This is a genomic window from Streptomyces canus, from assembly GCF_030816965.1.
Classification (GTDB): Bacteria; Actinomycetota; Actinomycetes; order Streptomycetales; family Streptomycetaceae; genus Streptomyces; species Streptomyces canus_E.
In genome coordinates, this window is sequence record NZ_JAUSYQ010000002.1 from 3,253,660 (window position 1) to 3,275,833 (window position 22,174).

General features: G+C 72.1%; 14 protein-coding genes and 1 pseudogene. 13 read left to right on the forward strand and 2 right to left on the reverse strand.

All coding sequences use genetic code 11. The features are described 5' to 3' along the window. Positions 1-106: 106 nt before the first annotated feature. The 5 genes from QF027_RS15915 to fxsT all read left to right on the forward strand — a co-directional run bounded on the left by QF027_RS15915 (position 107) and on the right by fxsT (position 8,737). Positions 107-280 (forward strand): hypothetical protein, encoded by a 174-nt coding sequence (locus QF027_RS15915; RefSeq protein ID WP_307075216.1) that lies wholly within the window; start codon positions 107-109, stop codon positions 278-280. Positions 281-461: 181 nt separating this feature from the next. After that, positions 462-2,627 (forward strand): radical SAM/SPASM protein FxsBH, inactivated beta-hydroxylase extension form, encoded by a 2,166-nt coding sequence (gene fxsBH / locus QF027_RS15920; protein WP_307075218.1) that lies wholly within the window; start codon positions 462-464, stop codon positions 2,625-2,627. Further along, on the forward strand, positions 2,620-3,402 hold the full coding sequence (locus QF027_RS15925; protein WP_307075220.1) for an aminoglycoside N(3)-acetyltransferase: 783 nt from the start codon (positions 2,620-2,622) through the stop codon (positions 3,400-3,402). Before fxsBH ends, QF027_RS15925 begins: the two co-directional genes overlap by 8 nt. A gap of 89 nt (positions 3,403-3,491) precedes the next feature. Continuing rightward, entirely contained in the window at positions 3,492-4,820 is a 1,329-nt protein-coding gene (locus tag QF027_RS15930; protein WP_306981745.1) for a TIR-like protein FxsC, read from the forward strand. Further along, positions 4,817-8,737, forward strand: a complete 3,921-nt coding sequence (gene fxsT, locus QF027_RS15935) for an FxSxx-COOH system tetratricopeptide repeat protein (protein WP_306981743.1) — start codon at positions 4,817-4,819, stop codon at positions 8,735-8,737. Before QF027_RS15930 ends, fxsT begins: the two co-directional genes overlap by 4 nt. Before the next feature lie 457 nt (positions 8,738-9,194). On the opposite strand, the gene QF027_RS15940 is transcribed toward fxsT, so the two are convergent. Together QF027_RS15940 and QF027_RS15945 are read right to left on the reverse strand one after the other, a co-directional pair. After that, a complete protein-coding gene (locus QF027_RS15940; RefSeq protein WP_307075222.1) occupies positions 9,195-10,073 on the reverse strand; it encodes an alpha/beta fold hydrolase in 879 nt (292 codons plus the stop codon). A gap of 195 nt (positions 10,074-10,268) precedes the next feature. Continuing rightward, positions 10,269-11,207, reverse strand: coding sequence for an anti-sigma factor RsbA family regulatory protein (locus QF027_RS15945; RefSeq protein WP_307082381.1), 939 nt, complete (start codon positions 11,205-11,207; stop codon positions 10,269-10,271). Positions 11,208-11,541: 334 nt separating this feature from the next. Between QF027_RS15945 and QF027_RS15950 the strand changes: the two genes are divergently transcribed. The 8 genes and pseudogenes from QF027_RS15950 (at position 11,542) to QF027_RS15985 (ending at position 22,161) form a co-directional block, all read left to right on the forward strand. Then, the gene (locus QF027_RS15950) at positions 11,542-12,213 is read left to right on the forward strand and encodes an ANTAR domain-containing protein (protein ID WP_307075224.1); all 672 of its coding nucleotides are present in this window, start codon (positions 11,542-11,544) and stop codon (positions 12,211-12,213) included. 158 nt (positions 12,214-12,371) lie between these two features. Next, positions 12,372-12,509 (forward strand): annotated as a pseudogene (locus QF027_RS15955) (acyl-CoA synthetase); the annotation flags it as partial. Positions 12,510-13,327: 818 nt separating this feature from the next. Beyond that, the gene (locus QF027_RS15960; RefSeq protein WP_307075226.1) at positions 13,328-13,873 is read left to right on the forward strand and encodes a hypothetical protein; all 546 of its coding nucleotides are present in this window, start codon (positions 13,328-13,330) and stop codon (positions 13,871-13,873) included. Positions 13,874-14,010: 137 nt separating this feature from the next. Then, a complete protein-coding gene (locus QF027_RS15965) occupies positions 14,011-15,552 on the forward strand; it encodes an APC family permease (protein WP_307075228.1) in 1,542 nt (513 codons plus the stop codon). 84 nt (positions 15,553-15,636) lie between these two features. After that, positions 15,637-18,483, forward strand: a complete 2,847-nt coding sequence (locus QF027_RS15970) for an AAA family ATPase (RefSeq protein WP_307075230.1) — start codon at positions 15,637-15,639, stop codon at positions 18,481-18,483. A 121-nt stretch (positions 18,484-18,604) separates the two neighbouring features. Continuing rightward, positions 18,605-20,236: a S53 family peptidase gene (locus tag QF027_RS15975; protein WP_306981730.1), complete on the forward strand. Its 1,632-nt coding sequence runs from the start codon at positions 18,605-18,607 to the stop codon at positions 20,234-20,236. Positions 20,237-20,428: 192 nt separating this feature from the next. Next, positions 20,429-21,652 carry a hypothetical protein gene (locus QF027_RS15980; RefSeq protein ID WP_307075232.1) on the forward strand — a complete coding sequence of 408 codons (1,224 nt, stop codon included), beginning with the start codon at positions 20,429-20,431 and terminating at the stop codon, positions 21,650-21,652. After that, positions 21,649-22,161, forward strand: a complete 513-nt coding sequence (locus QF027_RS15985) for a hypothetical protein (protein WP_307075234.1) — start codon at positions 21,649-21,651, stop codon at positions 22,159-22,161. The genes QF027_RS15980 and QF027_RS15985 overlap by 4 nt, the downstream gene beginning before the upstream one ends. Positions 22,162-22,174: the final 13 nt, after the last annotated feature.

The window sequence follows — 22,174 nt, forward strand, 5'->3', positions numbered from 1 at the left end:
TAAACCCGGGCTGTCTCTGCCTCATGGATCGCGAAGCGACACCGGACCCTCTGGTCCCCTTGGGCCGGGGGCAGACCGGTGCCCTCGAGAGGAGACATCAGCACACATGAACGCACACACCACAACGGAGCGCGGACCGGTCTCCGGTCCCACGTCCCGTCGACTCACCCCGCTCGGGACGATCGTCCCCAGCGAGTCGGCCAGGACCGAGGCCACTCGGGTTCTGGACGTCCCGGAAAGGCGTCCCGCCAAGCCCATCACGTTCGACAGTGCACTGTAGGTCGCGCTGTCCGGCAGTCGCTTGACAGAAGTGGGCTGTAAGTCGGCCGCGCTGGGCTTGCGCAGCCCACTTCTGAGTCAATCTCACTGGTACCCCGCTCCCCCGTCAACCCCTGTGGCTCACCTGGGAGTTGTCCAGAACCGGGGCGTCGGGGGTGGCCGTAGGTACTAATCTGTGGTAAATGACCGACCCCGCAGCGGACACCCCGCTCCAGCAGCTCGTCTTCAAGGTGCACAGCCGCTGCGATCTGGCGTGCGATCACTGCTATGTCTACGAGCACGCCGACCGGAGCTGGAAGGCGCGGCCGGTCGTCATCGCGAAGGAGACGGTCACTCAGACGGCCCGTCGGCTTGCCGAATACGCCGGAGCCGTCGGACTGGAATCCGTCTCCGTCATCCTGCACGGTGGAGAACCCCTTCTCGCGGGACCGGCCCGACTGCGGGAAATCTGCGCGGAACTCACCACCGCACTTACCGATATCACTCCGCTGGACCTCCGCATTCACACCAACGGAATTCAGCTGAGCCGACGCCATCTGGACGTCTTCGCGGAATTCGGCGTCCGGGTGAGTCTGAGCCTGGACGGTGACAAACTCGCCAACGACCGGCACCGGCTCGACCGTCGCGGCCGGAGCAGCTACGACCGGGTCCTGCGCGCCGTCGACCTGTTGCAGACACCGCCGTACCGGCACCTCTTCGGCGGACTGCTGTGCACCGTCGACGTCCGCAACGATCCGGTCGCCGTCCATGACACGCTGACCGCGCTCGATCCGCCGCGCATCGACTACCTCCTGCCGCACTCCACCTGGGACACGCCACCCCCACGCGGCGAATCCGGATCACAAACACCGTACGCGGACTGGCTGTTGGCCATCTTCGACCGCTGGACCGAGCAGGGTCGCAAGGTGCCAGTGCGGACCTTCGACTCGGTGCTCAGCACCCTGCGCGGCGGCCCCAGTCTGACCGAGGCCATGGGACTCGCCCCGTCCGATCTCGCGGTCGTGGAGACCGACGGCACCTTCGAACAGGCCGACTCGCTGAAGACCGCCTACGACGGTGCCCCCGCCACGGGCTACGACGTCTTCCGGAACGATTTCGCGGAACTCGCCCGGCATCCCGGGGTGCGCGCCCGCCAGACGGGCCTCGCGGGAGTGTCCGAGACCTGCCGTCGCTGTCCCGTGGTGGAGTCCTGCGGCGGTGGCCTCTACGCCCACCGGTACAGCTCGGAGAGCGGCTTCGACAATCCCTCCGTGTTCTGCGCGGACCTGCGGGCCCTGGTCGACGGCATCGCCGACCGGATCACCGAGCGCGCCCTCTTCCCCGGCGTCCACGACCCGGACGAGCTGTCCTTCGCCCTGCTCAAACGGGACCGGGAACGGCTGGCCGCCGCCAACGAGCGGCTCGCCGGGCGCCCGGACTGGGACGAGACCTGGCACGCCCTGCTGCGACTGGACGCGGACGACGACGGCGCCACCCACCTCAACCGACTGCTGGCCCACCCCTATGTACGGTCCTCACTGCGCCGCTCGGGCCAGTCCGGCACCACCACGACCGCCCGCTGCGCGTCCGTCGCGGTCGCCGCGGCCGTGCACGCCCGCACTCCCCTGCGGCTGTCCTGGGAGCAGCCGTCCCGGGAACTGCACCTTCCGGCGCTGGGCACCATGACACTGCCCGCCCCCGGGCGCGTGGAGGCGACCGTCACCGGCCGTACGGTGAGCGTGTGTCTCGCCGACGGCAGCACGCTGGCGACGGACGCCGGTCCCGGCTCGTGGTGGCGGCCCCTGACGACGCTGGAGATGTCCGACGGCAACGGCACCCCGCCGCTGCTCATCGACGACGCCGATCCCTGGCGTGCCGTCTACACGGTGGAGGTCTCGGCGCCCCTGGCCCCGGGCGCGCTGGCCGCCTTCGAGGAGCGGGTCCGCGCCGCGCTCACGTCGCAGGCCCGGACCCCCTTGCGCCTCGCCGTCGTCACCCCGCTCGCGGCCGGGACGGGTGTCCGCGGCGACGAGCACGGGCTGGGCGCGCTGGGTGTCGCGGTGGACGCCGAACCCGCCGTAATCGCAAGGGAGTTACCGCGTCACCTGCGCCGGGCCCGGCTGGCCGCGCTGCGTGAGGCGGCGCATCTGCACGTGCCGGGAAGCAGGGCCGGCGAGCTGTTCGCGGAGGCGTCCGAAGGCCTGGGGGACGCCGGGCGCGCGGGGCCCTCGAGCGCCGCGGCGGCCTCGGCGCTGGCACGCACGGAACGGGCACTGACCGAGCTGGCCGGACTGCCCGCGCGGGAGCTCACCGAGAGCGGCGCCGCCCTCCTGGAGGAACTGCGCGCGGAGTGGCAGCGTCTTGTCTGAGCTGACGCGACTGCGCCTGCTGCTGGGCGAGCTGGGCGTCCGGCCCGGCGGTGTCCTCATGGTGCACACCTCGCTGAGCGGCACCGGCCTGCCCCCCACCCTGGTCCGGGACGCGCTGCTGGCCGCCCTCGGTCCCGACGGGACCCTCGTGGTGCCCGCCTTCACCCCGGAGAACTCGGACACCTCCCGCGCCCACCGGGCCCGCGTCGCCCACCTGAGCGCGGCGGAGGCCGACGTGTACCGGGCGAGGAAGATGCCGCCCTTCGACCCGGACACCACGCCCTGTCCCTCGATGGGCGCGCTCGCCGAGTGCGTGCGCACCACGAGGGGAGCCGTACGCAGCGCGCATCCGCAGACCTCGCTGGCCGGAATCGGCGCGCGGGCCGCCGAGTTGCTGTCCGGACACGACCCGCACTGCCACCTCGGTGAGCGTTCACCGCTCGCCCGGCTGTACGCGGCGGACGCTGAAGTGCTGTTGCTGCGCGTGGGGTTCGAGGCGTGCAGCGCCTTCCATCTCGCCGAGTACCGCATGACTCCCGCACCCCCCACACGCGTGTACCGGTGCGTGGTCGGAGCGCCGGGCAACTGGTACACGTACGAGGATGTGGCCCTGAACGACCGGGACTTCGCGGAGATGGGCGCCCGGCTGCCGGGCAAGCTCCTCACCCGGGGGCAGTGGGCCGGAAAGACGGTCACGCTCTTCGGCATGAGGGCCGTCGTGGACGACGTACGCGATCAACTGTCCAGATATCGCCTCCGAAATGACCTGAATTAAGTGAACCTCCCAGGCCCTTGGTCAGGCACATTGTTCTTCCGGTTCCAGGTGGCTCCGGCTACGGGGTCATCGACGCGCAGGGGGGCGTGTTGGACACACCTGACGGAGAGTGGGGGCAGGCCCCGGCCGAGGGGCAGCCCTATTTCTTCCTCAGCTACGCCCACACCCCGCCGTGGGGGTCGGGCGGCGGCGACCCCGACCACTGGGTGCACCAGCTCTACCGGGACCTGTGCAACCACATCATGGCGCTGACCGACCTGCCCGCCGGCGCCGAAGTCGGCTTCATCGACCGGGAGATGGGATCCGGCGTGGGGTGGCCGAGGAAGCTCAGCGAGAACCTGGCCCGCTGCCGGGTCTTCGTACCGCTGCTGTCACCGCGCTACTTCACCAGCGAGATGTGCGGCCGGGAACTGTTCGCGTTCAACGAGCGCCTCCTGCACGCCAGGGCCGCCGGCGGACGCGAGGTGTCCGCCATCGTCCCGGCCCTGTGGACGCGCGTCGACTTCCACCAACTGCCGGACTCCATACGCCACATACACCTCGACCGCACGACCTTCGGCGACCGCTACGCGACCAACGGCTTCTACGGGCTCATCAAACTCAGCAGACTGCGCGACGAGTACGAGGAGACCGTCCTCACCCTCGCCCAGCGGATCGTCCAGGTGGCCGAGGAGTCGCCGCTGCCGCCCGGCCGGCTGCGCGACTACGAGTCGACACCGAGTGCGTTCCGGCCGCGCGGCGAGGAACCGCGGCACATCCATCTGACGGTGGCCGCGCCCACCCGCGACAGCGTCCCCGAGGACCGGGACCCGCGCCCCTACGGCGAGGACGCGCTGGACTGGAACCCGTACCACTCCGAGTCGACACGCCCGCTGCCCGCCCTGGCGGAGGAGCTGATCCGCTCGCTGGACTACCGGCCCACGGTCTCCTCCTTCGACGACGAGGACACCGACGGCCCCCTGTCCCCCGGCACCGGCGACGAGAGCGGAAAGACCGGCCGGCCGCGCATCCTGCTCGTCGACCGGTGGGCGCTGACCGACGAGGAACGGCGGCGCAGACTGAAGGCCTTCGACGCCCAGGCCCAGCCCTGGGTGAGCGCGGTCGTCCCCTGGAACCGGGCCGATCTGCAGTGTCACGGCGACGAGGGACATCGCCTGACCACGGAGTTCGAGCGCACGCTCCCGCTGCTGCTGGAGCGCGGCAGACGCACCGACTGCCGTACCGCGGTCAACGGCGTCCCCACGCTCAAGGCGTTCACCGACGTGCTGCCCGCCGTCGTGGCGCACACCACCCGGCAGTACCTCAAACACGCGGAGGCCCATCCGCCGCCGGGTCCGCACGTGCCCAGGCCCCGTCTGCTGGGCCCCATCCAGCCGCCGTACCCGGAAGGCGGACCCGACCACGGAGGAGAAGCATGACGGGCCCGCGCGACGGACGTGTCATCACTTTCTATTCGTACAAGGGCGGTACGGGCCGCACCATGGCCCTGGCCAACACCGCCTGGATCCTCGCGGCCAACGGCAAACGCGTGCTCGCCGTGGACTGGGACCTGGAAGCACCCGGACTGCACCGCTTCTTCCACCCGTTCCTGGACCCCAAGGCGCTGTCCGCGACCCCGGGGGTCATCAACATCATCCAGGACTACGCCTGGGCCGCGACCACGGGCACCCAGCGCCCCGACGACTGGCACCTGGCCTACGCCCAGGTCGAGCAGCACGCCGTGTCCATCCGGCCCGAGCGCTTCGACCTGCACTTCCCCGAGGGCGGCTCCCTCGACTTCCTCTCCGCGGGCCGCCAGGACCGGGCCTACTCGGCGGCGGTCACCTCGTTCGAGTGGGACAACTTCTACGAGCGCCTCGGCGGCGGCACCTTCCTCAGGGCGCTCAGGGCCAGCATGAAGGGGACGTACGACTATGTCCTGATCGACAGTCGCACCGGTCTTTCGGACAACGCCGACATCTGCACCATGGAGATGCCCGACGTCCTGGTGGACTGCTTCACCCTCAGCGACCAGGCGCTGGAGGGGGCGGCGGTCGTCGCCCGCAGTGTCGAGGAGGGCTACCGGCCGCGCCGGATACGGGTCCTGCCGGTGCCGATGCGCATCGACGAGGGCGAGAAGGAGAAGGTCGACGCCGGCCGGGCGCTGGCCCGGATGCGGTTCGAGGGGCTGCCCAAGGGGGCGGACGGCCGGCCGCTGAGCCAGGAGGAGCTCAGCGCCTACTGGGGCAACGTCGAGATCCCCTACCGCCCGTACTACGCGTACGAGGAGACCCTCGCCACCGTCGGCGACGAGAGCGGCATCGCCAACTCGCTGCTGTCCGCCTTCGAGCGGCTCACGGCCGTCATCTCCGACCGCGAGGTCACCTCGCTGCCGCAGATCCCCGAACCGGTCCGGCTGCGCTGCCGGGACGCCTACCTCAGGCGCCGGCCGCTGACCAGCGTGGCCGATGTCGTGGTCGCGTACGCGGCGGAGAAGCGGATGTGGGCCGACTGGGTCGAGTACCTCCTCAAGCGGGCCGGCTGCGAGGTCACGCTGCACGAGATCTCCACGGGACCGGTCGAGCCGGCGGAGACGACCGCCCACACCGTGGTGCTGCTGTCGAAGACCTTCCAGGAGTCCCGGTACGCCGACTCCGTCTGGCGTGCCCTCGGCGAGCGGACCCCGGACGGTGCCCGCAGCTCGGTGGTGCCGCTGCGTGTCGAGGAGGTCCCGCTCCCGGAGCCGTGCACCGACCTGCACCGGCTCGACGAGACGGAGTGTGTGGCCGCACTCCAGCGCGCGCTGGAACTCCCGCTGCAGCCGGCGGAGAGCAGCCCGTCGGCCCCCCGTTTCCCCGGCATCACCCCCGGCATCTGGAACGCGCCCCAGCGCAACACCACCTTCACCGGCCGGGCCCCGATCATGGACCGGATCCGCACCCAGCTGGGCGACCTGTCCGGCCCGCCGCAGCCGCAGGCACTGTTCGGGCTGGGCGGGGTGGGCAAGACCCAGCTCGCCATCGAGTACGTGCACCGCTTCATGGCCGACTACGACCTGGTCTGGTGGATGTCCGCCGAACACATCGACGACGTGGTCGCCTCGCTGGCCGAACTCGCCCCGCTGATAGGCGCGACGGGCCCCGAGGACGACATGACGAAGGCCAGCCAGGAAGCGGTGCAGCGGCTGTCCCGGGGGCTGCCGACCAAGCGCTGGATCCTGGTCTTCGACAACGCCGGCGATCCCGCGGAGCTGGCCCGCTACTTCCCCACCGGGGACGGTGGGCACATTCTCGTCACCTCCCGCAACCAGGCCTGGTCCCAGCACGGGGCGTCCCAGCAGATCGACGTCTTCGAACGCAAAGAGAGCGTCGAGCACCTGACCCGGCGCCGCGAGGACGGCCTGACGGCCGAGGACGCCGACCGGGTGGCGGAGGCCCTCGGTGATCTGCCGCTGGCGGTCGAACAGGCGGCGGCCTGGCTGGCCGAGACCGCCACCCCGATCGAGGACTATCTGCGGCAGCTGGCCCGCCAGACCACCGAGGTGCTGGACCTCAACCAGCCGCCCGACTACCCGCGGACGGTCGCGGCCACCTGGAACGTGTCGATCGAGCAGCTGGAGAAGCGATCACCCGCGGCGGTACGGCTGCTGCAACTGTGCGCCTTCCTCGCTCCCGAGCCGATCTCCCAGCAACTGCTCTACAGCAAGGAGATGATCACGGCGCTCAAGCCGTACGACCCCTCGCTCCAGGAGAGCCTGCTGCTCGGCCGGGTCATCCGGGAGATCGGCCGGTTCGCGCTCGCCAAGGTCGACCAGAAGACCAACAGCCTCCAGGTGCACCGGCTGGTGCAGGCGGTGATCCGCGCCCAGATGCCCGAGGAGAAGCAGCAGGAGGCCCGGCACGTCGTGCACACCGTCCTGGCGGGCGCCCGGCCCGACGGCGACGAACCCATCGACGACCCGGCCACGTGGCCCCGCTTCGCCGTCATCTGGCCGCACCTGTCCGCTTCCGACGCCCGCAACTGCCGTGAGGCCGACACCCGTCGACTGCTCATCGACCGGGTCCGCTACCAGTGGAAACGCGGTGACTTCCTGGCCGCGAGGCGCCTCGCGGAGGACCTGCTCCAGCACTGGAGGCCGGTGCTCGGGGAGGACGACGTCTACTACCTCTACCTGCGTTTCCACCTCGCCAACGTGCTGCGTTCGCAGGGGCGTTACGTGGAGGCCCGGGAGATCGGCGAGGACCTGCTGGAACGGCAGCGCCGGGAACTCGGCGAACAGCACCCGCACACCTACGCCACCATGTCCGCGCTCTCCAGCGACCTGGCGGCCCTCGGCGAGTACACGAAGGCGGTCGACCTGGCCGAGAAGGCGCACGACGGCTTCAGCGAGATCTTCCACGAGTCGCACCGGCGCACCCTCAGCGCGGCCAACAACCTCGCTCTCGCCCTGCGGATGGTGGGTAACTACGGCCAGGCGCGCGGCATCGACCAGGACACGCTCGACCGGCGCACGGCCGTCCTCGGCCCCGACCATCCCTACACGCTGGCCTCGGCCGAGCGCCTCGGCCGTGACCTCCGGGAGGTCGGGCGGTACGCGGAGTCGGTGTCCATCCTGTCGCGGGCGTACGCGGCCCACAAACGGATCCTGACCAGGGAGTTCCCCGGCACCCTGCGCTGCGCCAAATCCCTGGCGGTGTCGCTGCGCCGCAACGGCCAGTTGGAGGACGCCCGTCGGCTGACGGAGGCGACCCGCAAGCAGTACAAGGACCAGTACACGGCCCCGACACCCGACTCGCTGGCCTGCGACCTGAACCTGGCGGCGGACCTGTTCGCGGCCGACGAACGGGACCGGGCCCGCGAGGTGGCCCAAGAGGTGCTTGCCGAGTACATGAAGGTTCCGGGCGAGGCGCATCCGTACACCCAGGCGGCCCTGAACAATCTGGGGATCTTCCACTGGGGCTGCCGGGACCTGGACGAGGCGGAGGCGGTGTTCCTCAAGGTGCTGCCCCGCATGAAGGAGGTGCTGGGCGAGCACCATCCGCACACCGTGTTCTGCAGCGTGAACTACGCCAACGTCCTCTACGACCAGGGCCGCTTCGAGGAGACGCGGGAACGGGACGAGGCGGCGCTGCCGGTGCTGCGCGAGGCCCTCGGCGGCCACCACCCCGAGACGCTCGCCGTGGTCACCAACCTGGGGCTCAGCCTGCGGGCCCTGGGCCGGGAGAGCGAGGCCCGTGTCCTGCGCGAGGAGGCGCTGGCGGAGCTGCGCCTGCTGCTCGGCGAGGACAACGGCATCACCCTGCTGGCGAGCCGTGAGCGGCGGATCTACCGGGACCTGGAGCCCCTGTCCGTGTGATCCGGGCCGGAGCGGCGCCGCCGAGTGAGGCGGCGACCGCTCGTCGGTGCGTCCGCGCGGCGACGCACTCGCACGGCCGGGCGCCCGCCCGTCAACGCGCCCGCATGGGGAGACGCCCGGCATGGCAATACACCCGCACGTCCGCCCACCCATCCGCCGGCGCACCCGCACGGGCAGACGCCCCGCATGGGCAATGCACCGCTTCGAGGAGGCGCGGGAACGGGACGAGGCGGCGCTGCCGGCGCTGCGCGAGGCCCTCGGCTGCCACCACCCCGAGACGCCGGTAGACGCCCCGCATCGCACAACACCCTCGCGTCCGCGCGCCCGCCCGTCAGCGCACGGGCAGACGCCCCGCATCGCACAACACCCTCGCGTCCGCGCGCCCGCCCGTCAGCGCACGGGCAGACGCCCCGCATCGCAAAACGCCTTCACGTCCGCGCGGCCATCCGCCCACCCGTCAGTGCGCCATCGCATCGGCGAGCAGCCAGTCCAGGACGGCCGGCAGGGCGCGGAGCGCGGCGAAGTGGGCCGAGGTGGGTTCCAGGACGGCCGTGGCACGCGGGATGCGGTCGGCGAGCCAGGAGGCGTGCGAGGCCGGGGAGAAGACGTCGTCCTTGCCGTGCCACAGCAGCACCGGCACCTTGATACGCGCCGGGTCGAAGCCCCAGGACGCGGTGAGGGCGAGGGCGTCGTCGATCCAGCCGTACGGCGAAGTGCGCAGCGCCTCACGGTAGTTGCGCAGCAGCATCGAGCGGATGGTGTTGTCCGAGACGATCAGCCGGTCGTCGGCGGTGAGGTCCTCGCGCAGTTCCTCCAGCAGGCGCGCGGGATTGCTGCGGATGGCGGCGGAGCGCGGAATGATCCCGGCAGCGAAACGCTCGGGGTCGGTGGCGGCCGTACTCAGGGCGGCGACGTTGGACGGCGCCATGCCCGCGTACCAGTCCAGTCCCTCGGCGTCGCGCGGTGCCCAGCCCACCATCGCCGCCGCCCTGGTGACCCGGTCGGGCAGCAGCGCGGCGCAGGCCAGGGCGTGCGGGGCGCCGGCGGAGCGGCCGGCCACCGCGAACCGGTCCAGTTCGAGGGCGTCGGCGACATCGGCGACGTCCTGGGCCACGTCCGCGACCCGGCGGCGCGGCATGCGGTCCGAACCGCCGTACCCCGGGCGGTCGTAGCTGATGAGACGCGCGCCGCGCTGGTGGAGGAACATCGAGCGGGGTTTCGGCCCCACCCGGCTGCCGGGCATGCCGTGCAGGAGGAACACGGGGCGTCCGTGCGGATCCCCCGAGACCTCCACCCGTAACCGTCGTCCGTCCGCCGTACGCACATGGTCGGGCACCGCCGCGCTCCCCCCACCCGAGGCCTTGACCGGGCCACGCTGCCCGAACCCTGCCCACGCGGGGGTACGGCGAAACGAATTCGCAGGTCAAACGGGGCCGGAGACGGGTGGACCGACGCAGTTCGGCCACCTGGGCGAGGACTCGCCGTGACCGGTGACCGTGACCGGTGACCGTGGCGCGCGGGTCACGGCCGCTCAGAGGGCGAACCAGCAGCGGACCGTGGAGCCCTCCGGCCCGGTGTGCACCCGCACGAGGTCGGCGACGAGGTTGACCATGAGCAGGCCCCGGCCGCCCTGCCGGTCCCGGGAGGGCGGCCGGCGCCCTGCCAGCAGATCGCTGAGGTGTCCCCGGTCGCGGACCTCGCACACCACATGACCGTCCTCGGCCCATACCCGCAGCAGGCCCGAACCGCCGCCGTGCACCACGCTGTTGGTGGTCAGCTCGGCGACGGCCAGCGCCAGGTCGTCGAGCCGTGGCCGCACGAGCCCGAACCGCGCGGCCACGTCGGTGGCGAAGTGCCGGATCTCGCCGAGCACATCGGCGACGAAGGCGTGGGCCGGGACGTCCGGGGCCGGCGGCAGCGGCGTGTTGTAGCGGGCGTGCACGGCCTCGAAGTCGTACCGTCCGCTCTCCTCCTCGCGTCCGGAACCGGCGTCGACGACCACGGGGTGGGTGGCGTAGGCGTCGGCGACGGCCTGCGGATCGAGGCGCCGGGTGTCGTACGGGCACAGGATGGTGACCGGGCGGCCCTGGAAGGCCGCGTTGATCAGCGCCTCGTGCTGGACGCAGGCCGGGTACTCGGTGGCCGTGCGTCCGGCCCAGATCGGCTCACCGACGATCCGCACCCGGGTACCCGGCGGCTGCGCGTCGGCGAAGGCGCGCAGCACCCCCGGGATGATCCGGCCGGGGTTGCGCCCGGCCTCCCGCATGTCGAGGAACCGTACGGCCTCCCCGGCGCCGATCTTCGCCTTCAGCAGCCGCAGCTTCTCGGTGGGCACGGCCACGGCCACCGGTTCCCCGGCGGCGAGCGCCTTGCGTACGAACGGCACCACACCGGCGAGGTACTCCCGCTCGTCGCGGTAGAAGAGCGCGGGATGCACGAACGGACCCGCGGTCTCGGCCACGGCGTTCATGGCGTCGTCACCGCGCTCCCGCCCGACGGAAAGCGGCGCCGGGGCGTCTCGGGCCATATGTCCACACCTGCTCTCCACTCTCCCGAACGGGCTGTCTTCCCTTCGATACGTCTCCCCACCAGAAACGTCTCTCCGCCACTACCTGGACGAGACCGCGTTTACCCCCGGGAAGCACCTGTCACTCCCCGATGCGCCGGGTGTACTCCCCGACACGCCGGGCAGGCGCATTCCAGCACCGCCGGGCCCCGCGCGGCCACACCCTCGGACCGGACCGGGAACCGGTGGCGATCGGTGACTCAACGTCGTGACGACTGTGGGGAGCAGCGAGGCGGACATGAGCTCAGCGGCACACACATCGCTCGCAGGCCGACTGGACAACCTGACCATCGACGCCGGCGTGGAGGGGGGCAGGGCCGTGCTCGTCCTCCGCGGCGATCTGATGCACGGCTGTGCGGACACCCTGGCCAGGGCCCTGGCGCGGCTGCCGGACGGCACCGGCCGGGTGGACCTGGACATGACCGGCGTCGCGTTCATGGACACGACGGGACTGCAGTTCCTGGAGGTCCTCGACACCTACGGCCGCCGCCGTCGGGTACGGGTGACGGCGACCGGCTGGAACGACCAGCCGCGCCGCGTCCTGGAGATGGCCGGTCTGGATCCCGACGATCCGCTGCACGGCCCCGGGACCCACCGCGAGCCCGTGCCCTCCGCAGTGGTCCTGGAGCGTGCGGAACAGCTGAACCTGCTGCGCACGGAGGTCGAGCAGCTCCGGCAGGCGATCGTCACCCGCCCGGTCATCGACCAGGCACGCGGGGTCCTGATGGCCACCCATGCCTGCTCCTCGGACCAGGCATGGAACGTCCTGCGGGAAGCTTCCCAGCTCTCCAACACCAAGCTGCGCAAGGTCGCCGCGGTGGTCACGGCCGGGGCCGAGGGCGGTGGCCCGCTGCCGTCGCCGGAGCTGCGGCAGGCGCTGCGGACGGCCGTCGAGCGTTGTCTGAACTGAGTGCCGAGCGGCGGATCGAGGAGCCGACGGCCCTACGGACGGCGAGCCACGCGCCGGGACGGTGGGCGCACCGCTGCCGGGCGTGGAGCTGCGGACGGCGACCGAGCGTCGTCCGAACTGAGTGCCGAGGGGCGGATCGACGAGCCGACGGCCCTACGGACGGCGAGCCACGCGCCGGGACGGTGGGCGCACCGCTGCCGGGCGTGGAGCTGCGGCTGGTGGAGGAGGAGGGCGGGCCGCCGATCACGTCGTACTGCGGCGAGACGGTCGGCGAGATCCGGGTGCGCGGTCCGAACCGGCTCGAGGCGGCCGAGCCCCACCCGGAGCTGCGGCCGCACCGGGTGGCGGTGGGGCTGTACCGGCGCTCCTGGGGCGGTGCGGCGAAGCGGTACGCGCGCCGCAGCGGACGTCGACCCCGTGGACGGTCGTGGTGTCGAGAGTTGCCCGGACCGGTGTCAGTACGGCAGCAGCCGTCCCGACGGTGTCCTGCGGTCGATCTCGGGCTGCCGGGTGTCACGGGAGGATGAGGGCCGACGGCTGACGCGAACGCGGATCTGGCGGTTCATGGCGCCCTCCTCGGGCCTGGTTTCCTGTTCCCCGACACGGACCAGCCTCGTCCCCGAGACCCGCCCGCACATCGTGCCCACGGAGGCACCTGCCCTGCCTCCCCGGGACGACCGCACCGCCTTCCGCTACTCCCGGGGGAGGAGAACTACCCCTGAGAACACCCGATCAAGCCTTCCGGACGGGACGCACGGAGACACCCGGCCACGCACGAGGCGCACACTGGAGGGACGCGACGGGCGTGGCCCGTTTCTCCGCGGCCGCGGAGGCCCCCACCGACGGGACCCGTTCCGCGGTGGCACGGACCCCACCGGCCGGGCCCGGAGCGTCGCGGTCACGGAACTCAGCCGCCCGCGGCACACCGGCGCCGGGACCACCGGAGTCGCGGGCCCCCGAACCCCGGGGCCGCCACGCTCGCGCAGGCCACCGGCCGGGCCCGGAGCGTCGCGGTCATCGGACCCAGCCGCCCGCGGCACACCGGCGCCGGGACCACCGAGGTCGCGGCGGCCCGCAGCCCAGCCCGGGGGCGCCACGGACGCCAGGAGGGGCCATGCGCACAGACACAACTCCGGACGCACCCGCGCCCCGAGCGGCACGGCGGCTCGGGGCCCGGCGGTGGCTCGCTGGCGTGCAGCTGCTCGATGCCGTACGGCCACTCCTGCGCCCCCACCGCCGCCCGGCCCCCGTCCGCCCGTCGCGGCCGGACCAGTTGCGGGCGCTCGTCGCGGTGCTGGACGAGGCGGTGGCCGCGCAGACACCGGCCGACTGGGTGGTGGCCGCGTGCGGCGAACCCGGTCCGGTGTCGCGCGGTACGGCACGGGACTGCGGGCAGCAGAGCATCGCCCTGCACCGGCTGCGCGCCCGGCTTGAGGACCTGGGGACGACCGACCCGGACCTGCTCGCGGCGCAGGCCCGCGCGGCCCGGCTGCTCGCCTACGACCTGTGGATGCTGCGCGCCTCGATGAACCTGGCCTTCACCGTCCGCCCAGTCGACCGCACCGAGGCGGCCCGTCTGCACCTCAACGGCCTGGGCCGCCCCGCGGACGACCTGCGCCGGCTGCGCGACTCCCTGCGCGCGGAGCTCCAGGACCCCTAGAGCCCTCGTGTCCGACGCATTCCTGTCCCTTTCGGCAATACCCGGTCAAGAGTTCCCAATGAACGCTTGTGAGCATGTGCGGCGGCGTCGATCATTGGCCGAATTCCGCCTGTACCGCTCATCGGCAGGAGCCCCTGGTGACCGCTGGCCCCATAACCTCAGAGCCTGCGGACGCGCCGCCGGCAGCCCGGTCGGAACGCCAGAAGCTGCGCAAGCACTTCGGCCGCTTCGACATCCTGTTCTTCCTGCTGTGCACCATCGTGGGTGTGGACACCATCGGCACCGTGGCCTCCTCCGGCGCGGAGGCGTTCACCTGGCTCCTCGTGCTGGCCGTCGTGTTCTTCGTCCCCTCGGCCCTGTTGACCGCCGAACTCGGCGCCGCGTTCCCCGACGAGGGCGGCCCCTACATCTGGACCAGCCGCGCCTTCGGCCGCCTGGCCGGCGCGGTCAACAACTTCCTCTACTGGATCACCAATCCGGTCTGGCTCGGCGGCACCCTCTCCGTCTCCGCCGTCACCGCGTACACGACCTTCTTCAACGGCGGCAAGGACCTGAGCACCCCGGCCTTCTACGTCTTCACCCTCGCCTTCGTCTGGGTCGGGGTCCTCGCCGCGATCCTCTCCTTCGACGTCGGCAAGTGGATCCCCACCGTCGGCGCGTGGAGCCGCTTCGTCCTGCTCGGCCTGTTCACCGTCACGGTCGTCGTCTACGGCGTCCAGCACGGCCTGCACGGCTTCGGACTCGGTGACTTCTCCCCGACGTATGCGGGCTTCGTCGGCCTGGTGCCCGTCCTGATGTTCAACTACGTCGGCTTCGAACTGCCCAGCACGGCGGGCGACGAGATGACCGACGCCCAGAAGGACGTGCCGTACGCCGTCTTCCGCAGCGCCGCCCTCGCCGTACTCCTCTACGCCCTGCCGATCCTCGGCATCCTGCTCGTCCTGCCCGTCAAGGCCATCACCGGCCTCGGCGGGTTCATCGACGCGATCCGCCAGGTCTTCACGGTCTACGGCGGCCATGTCGCCGGCGACGGCACCGCCACCCTCAGCGGTGCCGGGAGCGTGCTCGGGGACCTGGCCGCGGTCCTGTTCATCCTCACCGTGCTGTCCTCGGGCGTGACCTGGGTGATGGGCTCCGACCGCGCCCTCGCCGTCTCCGGCTACGACGGCGCGGCCCCGCGCTTCCTCGGCGTCATCTCCAGCCGCTTCGGCACCCCGGTCCGCGTCAACGTCCTCAGCGGGCTGGTCTCCACGGCCGTCCTGGTCCTGGCCCACGACCTCACGAACGGCAGCGCGGCGAAGCTCTTCGGCGCGGTCCTGGGCCTCGCCGTCTCCACCACCCTGGTCAGCTACCTGGGCATCTTCCCGGCGCTCGCGGTACTGCGCTGGAAGGCCCCGGAGGTCCCGCGCCCGTACAAGGCACCCGCGCCCCTCGCGATCAGCATCGTGCTCACCTTGCTCGTCCTGTACGCCTGCGTGCAGTTGGTCGTGCCGGGCGCGCCCTTCAACTGGTTCAGCTCCGCCTACGCCCCGGACGGATGGAGCCATCACGAACGCGTCAAGTACTTCCTGACGGAGGCCATCCCCCTGCTCGGATTCATGGTCCTCGGCGTCCTGTTCTGGGCGCTGGGCGCGCCGACGCGCAGGGCGGAGGCCGAGGCGGCCGCGGCGCGGACGTGACGGACGCCGGCGGGTGACGGGTGGCATTGACAGCCGTGATCCACAAGGTTGTCATGAACACATGCTCCGACCTGCTGGGATCCCATGGGCGCGCACCCGCTGACCGGGCGGCGCGAGCTGCTCGACCTCGTCCGGACCGAGTCGGCGGCCCGTCCCGGAGTTCTCCTCCACGGCCCCGCGGGGATCGGCAGGTCCACGCTGTTGACAGCCCTGACGGCCCTCTCGTCCGGCACGGTCCTGCGTTGCTCGCCCGCCGAGGAGGACGCCCGGCTCCCCTTCGCCGGGCTCGTCGACCTGTTCACACGCGTGCCGGAGCACTGCCTGGAGTCACTCGCGCCCGAGCCGCGCGCGGCACTCGGGGCGGCCCTGCTGCGGGGCCGGGAACCGGCGGACGGCCGCAACCGGCTCGCGCTGCGCGTCGCCGTCCTCGACGCCCTGCGCGCCCTGGCCTCGACCGGGCCCGTGCTGATGGTCGTCGACGACCTGCAGTGGCTCGACGAGCCGACCGCCGAGGTGCTCGCCTTCGCGGTACGTCGTCTTGAGGGGATCGGTGTGCGCATGCTGGCCGCCGAGCGCGTGCCCGACGGCGCGCAGCCCGAGCGGCTGCACTGCTGCCCGCCGGACACCCTCGAACTCCCCGTACCGCCGCTGACGGACGAGGAGGTGGCCCACCTCGTCCGTACCGACCTCGGCACCGACCTGCCCCCGGCGGCTCTGCGGACGGTCCAGGAGCTCTCTGCCGGAAACCCCTTGTACGCGAGGGAGTTGGGACGGGCCGCCCTGCGAGACGGCGAGCTGCCCTCTCGTCTGCGCGACCAACTCCTGTGCCAGGCCCGCACCCTGCCCGAGCCGGCCCGGCTCACCCTCCTCGTCGCGAGCGCCGCCGACCGCCCCGGCCTCACCGTGCTGCGTGCCGCCGGGCTCCCCGATCCGGCCGCCGACCTCGCGGCGGCCGAACGGCTCGGCGTCGCGACGGCCGACGCCGAGGGAGCCGTACGCTTCCGGCATCCGCTGATCCGGGCCGCCGTCTACGCCGACGCTCCGGACAGCGCCCGCCGGGAGGCGCACGCTCTGCTGGCCCGCGCGGCGACCGGGCCCGTGGAGCGGGCCCGGCACCTCGCCCACGCCCATCCGTACGAGGACGAGGGCACCGCCCGCACCCTGATGTCCGCGGCGGAGGTCGCCCGCCGCGACGGCGCACCCGACACCGCCTTCGAACTGGCCGCCCTCGCCGCCCGACGCACCCCGGCCGACCGGCCTGCGGACCGTGACGACCGGCTGCTGGCCGCGGCCGAGTACTCCTGTGACGCCGGGCGTCTGGAGGAGGCGGGCGAGGCCGCCGGGGCCGTGCTCGCCGAGTCGGACTCCGCGCACCGCCGGGTGCGGGCCCGGCTGATCCTGCTGCGCAACGCCGGTCAAGCCCTCGAAGGCGCCGGTGACTTGATAGCCGAGGGCCTCGAAGACGCCGCAGGTGAACCGGAGTCGGAGGCACGGCTGCATCACTGGGCCGCCGTACGGGGGCTGTTGTGCGGGGACCTGGACGCCGCGGACCGGCATGCCCGGCAGGCGGCCCGGGCCGGTGACACGGACACCCGCATCGGAGCCCTGGCCACCCTCGCCCGGGTGCGGTCCCTGGCCGGCGAACCGGTCGCCGCCGACACCGCGCTCGAGACCGCCCTCGCCCTGAGCGGCGGCACCGGGGGCGGCCCGGAGAGCTGGCGGCTGATCCGGATGCGGGCGATCCTCGCCCTGGACTCCGACCGGGTGCCCGAGGCCCACGAGCGGGTGAGCCGACTCCTCGCGGCCATCGGCGAGTTCGCGGGCGTCGAGGACGTCCTGGCGACCCTGGTGGCGCTGACCCGCGTGCAGGTGCGCGCCGGGCTCTGCCGGGAGGCGCTGCACACCGCGGACCGCTGCTCGCGGGCACTGGCCGAGGCGGGCGTACAGGCGGCGCCCGCGCTGTACGCGGCGGCACTGGCGGCGACCGCGGGCGGCACCGCCGAGGAGGCCCGGCACCTGGCCGAACAGGCGGTACGCGCCTCCGAGGCCGACGGCGACCGGCTGTTCCTGCTGCGCGCGCTGGCGGTGCTCGGACAGGCCGAACTGCTGGGCGGGGACCCGCGGGGAGCTGCGGCCGCGGTCGAGGCGCTCCAGCGGGTCAGACAGCTGGGTACGGCGATGTGTGCCGCCGACCCGCCGTTGCTGCACTGGTACGCCGACCTGGCCGAAGCCCTCGTGGTGCTGGGCGAGACCGACGAGGCCCAGGTGGTGGTCCGCGAGGCCTACGCCCGCGTGTCCGCCGCCACACCCGGCAGCGTGCGCGCCGCCCTGGAGCGGGCGGAGGGCCTGCGGGAGGCGGGGATCGGCCGGGCGAAGGACGGTGCCGCGCGGCTGCGGACCGCCGTGGACCGCTTGCGTCAACTCCCCCTTCCCGTCGAGCTGGTGCGCACCCTGATCGCCCTCGGCGCGGTCGAACGCCGCTCGCGCCGCAGGAGTACGGCGCGCCGGATCCTCGGCGAGGCCCTGGAGATCGCCACCCGGATCGGCGCCGCCCCACTCGCGTCCCGGGCCCGGGACGAGCTGACCAGACTGGACGCCGCGGACCGCGGCGGCGAGGCGGGCGGCCGCGAACTCACGCCCACGGAGGCCAGGATCGCCGCGCTGGTCGGCGGCGGGGCCACCAACAGGGAAGTCGCCGCGGAGCTGTTCATCAGCGTCAAGACGGTCGAAGGAGCCCTGTCCCGGGTCTACCGCAAGTTCGGCGTCCGCTCCCGCACCGCGCTCGCGCACGCGATGGCGGTGGCCGTCCTCGCGACCGGGGCGGCCGTCGACCTCGGTGACGACGACCAAGTTCCGTCGCTTGTCCCAGCAGTGACGGTCAGTCAGCCAGCGAGGGCCCGGATCACCCGGACTCTCGACACGCGCCGCTGACGTGACATCCGCAGTTAACACATGACGCAAGGGTTCCCCCGCTTATGGGGGTGGGGCCGGCATTCCTACGGTGAAGCCGTTCCCCTTCCGGGACACATCCCCCACTCTCCGGAGGACCCCAGTGAAGTCACGTCTGAAACTGCTCGGTCTGGTCGCCGTGCCGGCCCTGCTCACCGCGGCCGTCCCCGCCGCCTACGCCGCGAGCACCACGCAGCCGCACGCGACCCGCGCGGCCGTCACCGGAGACGTTCTGAAAGGCCTGAACACGCAGGCGAGGCGCACCGGTTCGGTCGCGGCCGGGAAGCGGATCCCGGTGGCGATCAGCCTGGCTCCCAGAGGTGGCACGGCGCTCGACACCTTCATAGCGAAGGTCAGTGACCCGCACTCGACGTCCTACGGCCACTACCTCACCAAGGCCCGGTTCGCGGCCCGCTTCGGCCGCACCGATGCCGAGGTCAAGCAGCTCAAGGGGTACCTGCGCGCGCAGGGCCTGACCGTCGGCAAGGTCCACTCGGGCAACCTGCTGGTCGACGCCACCGGCACCGCCGCCCAGCTGGAGAAGGCCTTCGGCACCAGGCTGTCGACGTGGAAGGACACCAAGTCGGGCCGCTCCTTCTACGCCAACGACAGCGCGCCGACCCTCCCCACCGCCATCGCCTCCCTGGTCAGCGACGTGGCCGGCCTCAACAACCGCGTCCAGCTCCACCACCAGGCCACCCCGCACACCGTGTCCCCGCACAACGGGCCGGGCGGCGGCTACACCCCGGCTCAGCTCAAGGGCGGGTACAACGTCTCCGGGACGTACACGGGCAGCGGCCAGAAGATCGCGCTGCTGGAGTTCGACGGCTTCCAGCAGTCCAACATCACCAAGTACGACACCAACTACGGCCTGGGCTCGCCCACCCCGACCGTGCAGAAGGTGGACGGCGGTTCCGGCGCACTCGGCGACGGTCAGGTCGAGGTCGAGCTGGACATCGAGGTCCTGCACGCGATCGCGCCGAAGGCGAACGTGACCGTCTTCGAGGGCCCCAACTCCGACGCCGGCGAGGTCGACACCTACCAGGCCATCGTCGACAGCGGCATCCCGACCACCTCGATCAGCTGGGGCGCCGCGGAGTCCGCCCGCACCACCTCCAACATCAACGCGGTCGACGCGGTCTTCAAGGCGGGCGCGGCCGAGGGTCTCGGCTTCTACGCGGCCTCCGGCGACGACGGCTCCGACGACGCGGGCGACGGCGGCACCTCCGTCGACTACCCCGCGAGCGACCCGTACGTGACCGGCGTCGGCGGCACCAAGCTGACGGTCACCTCGGCCAACGCCTTCAGCAAGGAGGTGGCCTGGTCCGGCGGCGGTGGCGGCAAGTCCACGGTCTTCAAGATCCCGAGCTGGCAGACCGCGGTGCAGAAGAGCGCGGGCGGCGGCTACCGCCAGGTCCCGGACGTCTCGGCGCACGCCAACCCCAGCCCCGGCGTCTCGGTCTACTCGCAGGGCAGCTGGTTCTCGGTGGGCGGCACCAGCGCGGCGGCCCCCGAATGGGCGGCCTTCGCGGCCCTCTACAACCAGCAGGCCACGGCAGCCGGCAAGGCCGACCTCGGCTTCGCCGATCCGGCCCTCTACTCCGCCTCGGGCACCGGCTTCCACGACATCACCAGCGGCAGCAACGGCGCCTACTCCGCGGCCACCGGCTGGGACTTCACCACGGGCTGGGGCTCGTACAACGCGGCGACCCTGGCGAGCAAGCTGCTCGGCTGACGCCCGACACCTGACGACCAGAGGTCACGCCGCGCTCCGGACGCGCGGCGTGACCTCTGCTCGATGCCGCGAACCGTCCGACAGCGCCCCACAAGGTTTCTGCAAGGCCCGCTCAAGCCTTCCATCCGCGCGGAAGGGCAGAACGCACGGCACGAGGGCCCGACCGGGCCCATAGGACAACGGGGGAACGACATGTCGGCGTTGAGCAGAAGCACGGATCCGTTGGTCGCCGAACGTCAATGGCTGACGCTGGCCCGACGCAGGACGGTACTGGCCGTCGTACACACCCTGGCGTATGGAAAGCGGCTGATCGACGTTCTGTCGCTGCTGGAGGCCGACTTCAGGATCCAGGTGGTGTTCACCGCACCGCCCCATGTGTTCAACGACGAGGTACCTGCCTTCCTCAGGAACCTCGGCGGAGCCGTCCTGCCGTGGGACGAGGCGGTGGGCATGACGTTCGATCTGGCTCTGACAGCGGGCCCGCGCGGTGTGGAGGAAATTTCCGCCCCGTTGATCACGCTGCCGCATGGAGCCGGATATCTCAAGCAGTTGACCATCGGATCCCAGCCGGGCGTGGCCGGACTGCGCAGGCAGGATCTCGTTCCCGGCGGCAGGCTGCCCGCGGCTGTGGCCGTGCCCCATCACGCCGAGCTGTCCGTCCTGAAGGAGCACTGCCCGGAGGTGCTGCCGCTCGCACACGTGGTGGGTGATCCCGTGCACGACCGGATCAGAGCAAGTCTGCCGCTGCGCTCCGCCTACCGCCGTGCGTTGGGTGTCGCGGAGGAGGAGAGACTGGTCGCCGTCACGTCGACCTGGGGTGCGCATTCCTCCTTCGGCCGGTTCGAGGCACTGCTCCCCCGGCTCCTCGCGGAGCTGCCCGCCGGGCGCTTTCGGCCGGTCGTCCTCGTCCATCCCAACGTGTGGTCGGGACACGGCTCCTGGCAGGTCAGGTCCTGGCTGGCGCGCTGCGCCCGCCTGGGTGTCTCCGTGGTGCCGCCCGAGGCGGACTGGCGCACCGTGCTCATCTCCGCGGACCACATCATCGGTGACCACGGCTCCGTCACCCTGTACGGCACCCTCACCGACGCGCCCATTCTGCTGGCCAGTTCACCCGACCAGGAGATCAACCCCGCCTCTCCCGCGGCGGCTCTCGCGGTGACCGCGCCCGCGCTCTCGCCCACGTACCCTCTGGTCGACCAACTCGACTACGCCACCGCCGAATACCGCCGCGAGGAGTACGCGGCGATCGCGGAGCGCATCACCTCCGAACCCGGCCGGTTCAACCGGAACATGCGTCGACTGATGTACCGGATTCTGCGACTGGGCCAGCCCGCGTACGAACCCGAGACCGTCGCGCTGCCGGAGCCTCCCGCACTGGATGCCTGGTCGCGGGTCCCACGGGAGGTGTCGGCGTGAGGCGCCACGTCACCGTCGTACCGCATTCACCCCCATCAGCCTGGGTGCGCCGGCACACGACGCCCGCAGCACGGAACCCGGCCCCGGCGCTGGTTCTCCGCGCCGCCTCGGCCGGTCACGGGTACGTCTTCGCGGTCCGTGCAGGACTGACCGGTGCGGTGCGCGCGCCCGGGACCGACGAGCACTTCGCAGCCGATGTCGACGCCTGCCGGAACCCTCACTGGCTGAGCTGCTCGGACGTCCTGTACGCGGGACACCCGCGTCCGTCGGGGGACGCCGGGCACTGGCTGCGGGAGGTCATGGCCGCGTTTCCCGGCTGCCGTATCGCCGCGGCGCCCCTGGCCGGGGGCGGTTGGGCAGTCCTTGACGACTCGGCCCGGGAGCCTGTCTTCCTGGCTCCCGAGGTGCCCGCCGACCAGCCGCTGCTGGCTTCCTGCCTACACGCCTGGCTGCTGACGGGGCACGGGCTCCGGGACGTGGCGGGCATCCAGGTCCTGCAAGGGGCGTGAGGCCCTGTCTCTT

Bases quoted from the DNA above. Each gene is read 5' to 3' on its own strand.
- QF027_RS15945 (WP_307082381.1), bottom strand. From the start codon at position 11,207: ATGAACGCCGTGGCCGAGACCGCGGGTCCGTTCGTGCATCCCGCGCTC.
- fxsT (WP_306981743.1), top strand. From the start codon at position 4,817: ATGACGGGCCCGCGCGACGGACGTGTCATCACTTTCTATTCGTACAAG.
- QF027_RS15960 (WP_307075226.1), top strand. From the start codon at position 13,328: ATGCGCACAGACACAACTCCGGACGCACCCGCGCCCCGAGCGGCACGG.
- fxsBH (WP_307075218.1), top strand. From the start codon at position 462: ATGACCGACCCCGCAGCGGACACCCCGCTCCAGCAGCTCGTCTTCAAG.
- QF027_RS15950 (WP_307075224.1), top strand. From the start codon at position 11,542: ATGAGCTCAGCGGCACACACATCGCTCGCAGGCCGACTGGACAACCTG.
- QF027_RS15970 (WP_307075230.1), top strand. From the start codon at position 15,637: ATGGGCGCGCACCCGCTGACCGGGCGGCGCGAGCTGCTCGACCTCGTC.
- QF027_RS15980 (WP_307075232.1), top strand. From the start codon at position 20,429: ATGTCGGCGTTGAGCAGAAGCACGGATCCGTTGGTCGCCGAACGTCAA.
- QF027_RS15915 (WP_307075216.1), top strand. From the start codon at position 107: ATGAACGCACACACCACAACGGAGCGCGGACCGGTCTCCGGTCCCACG.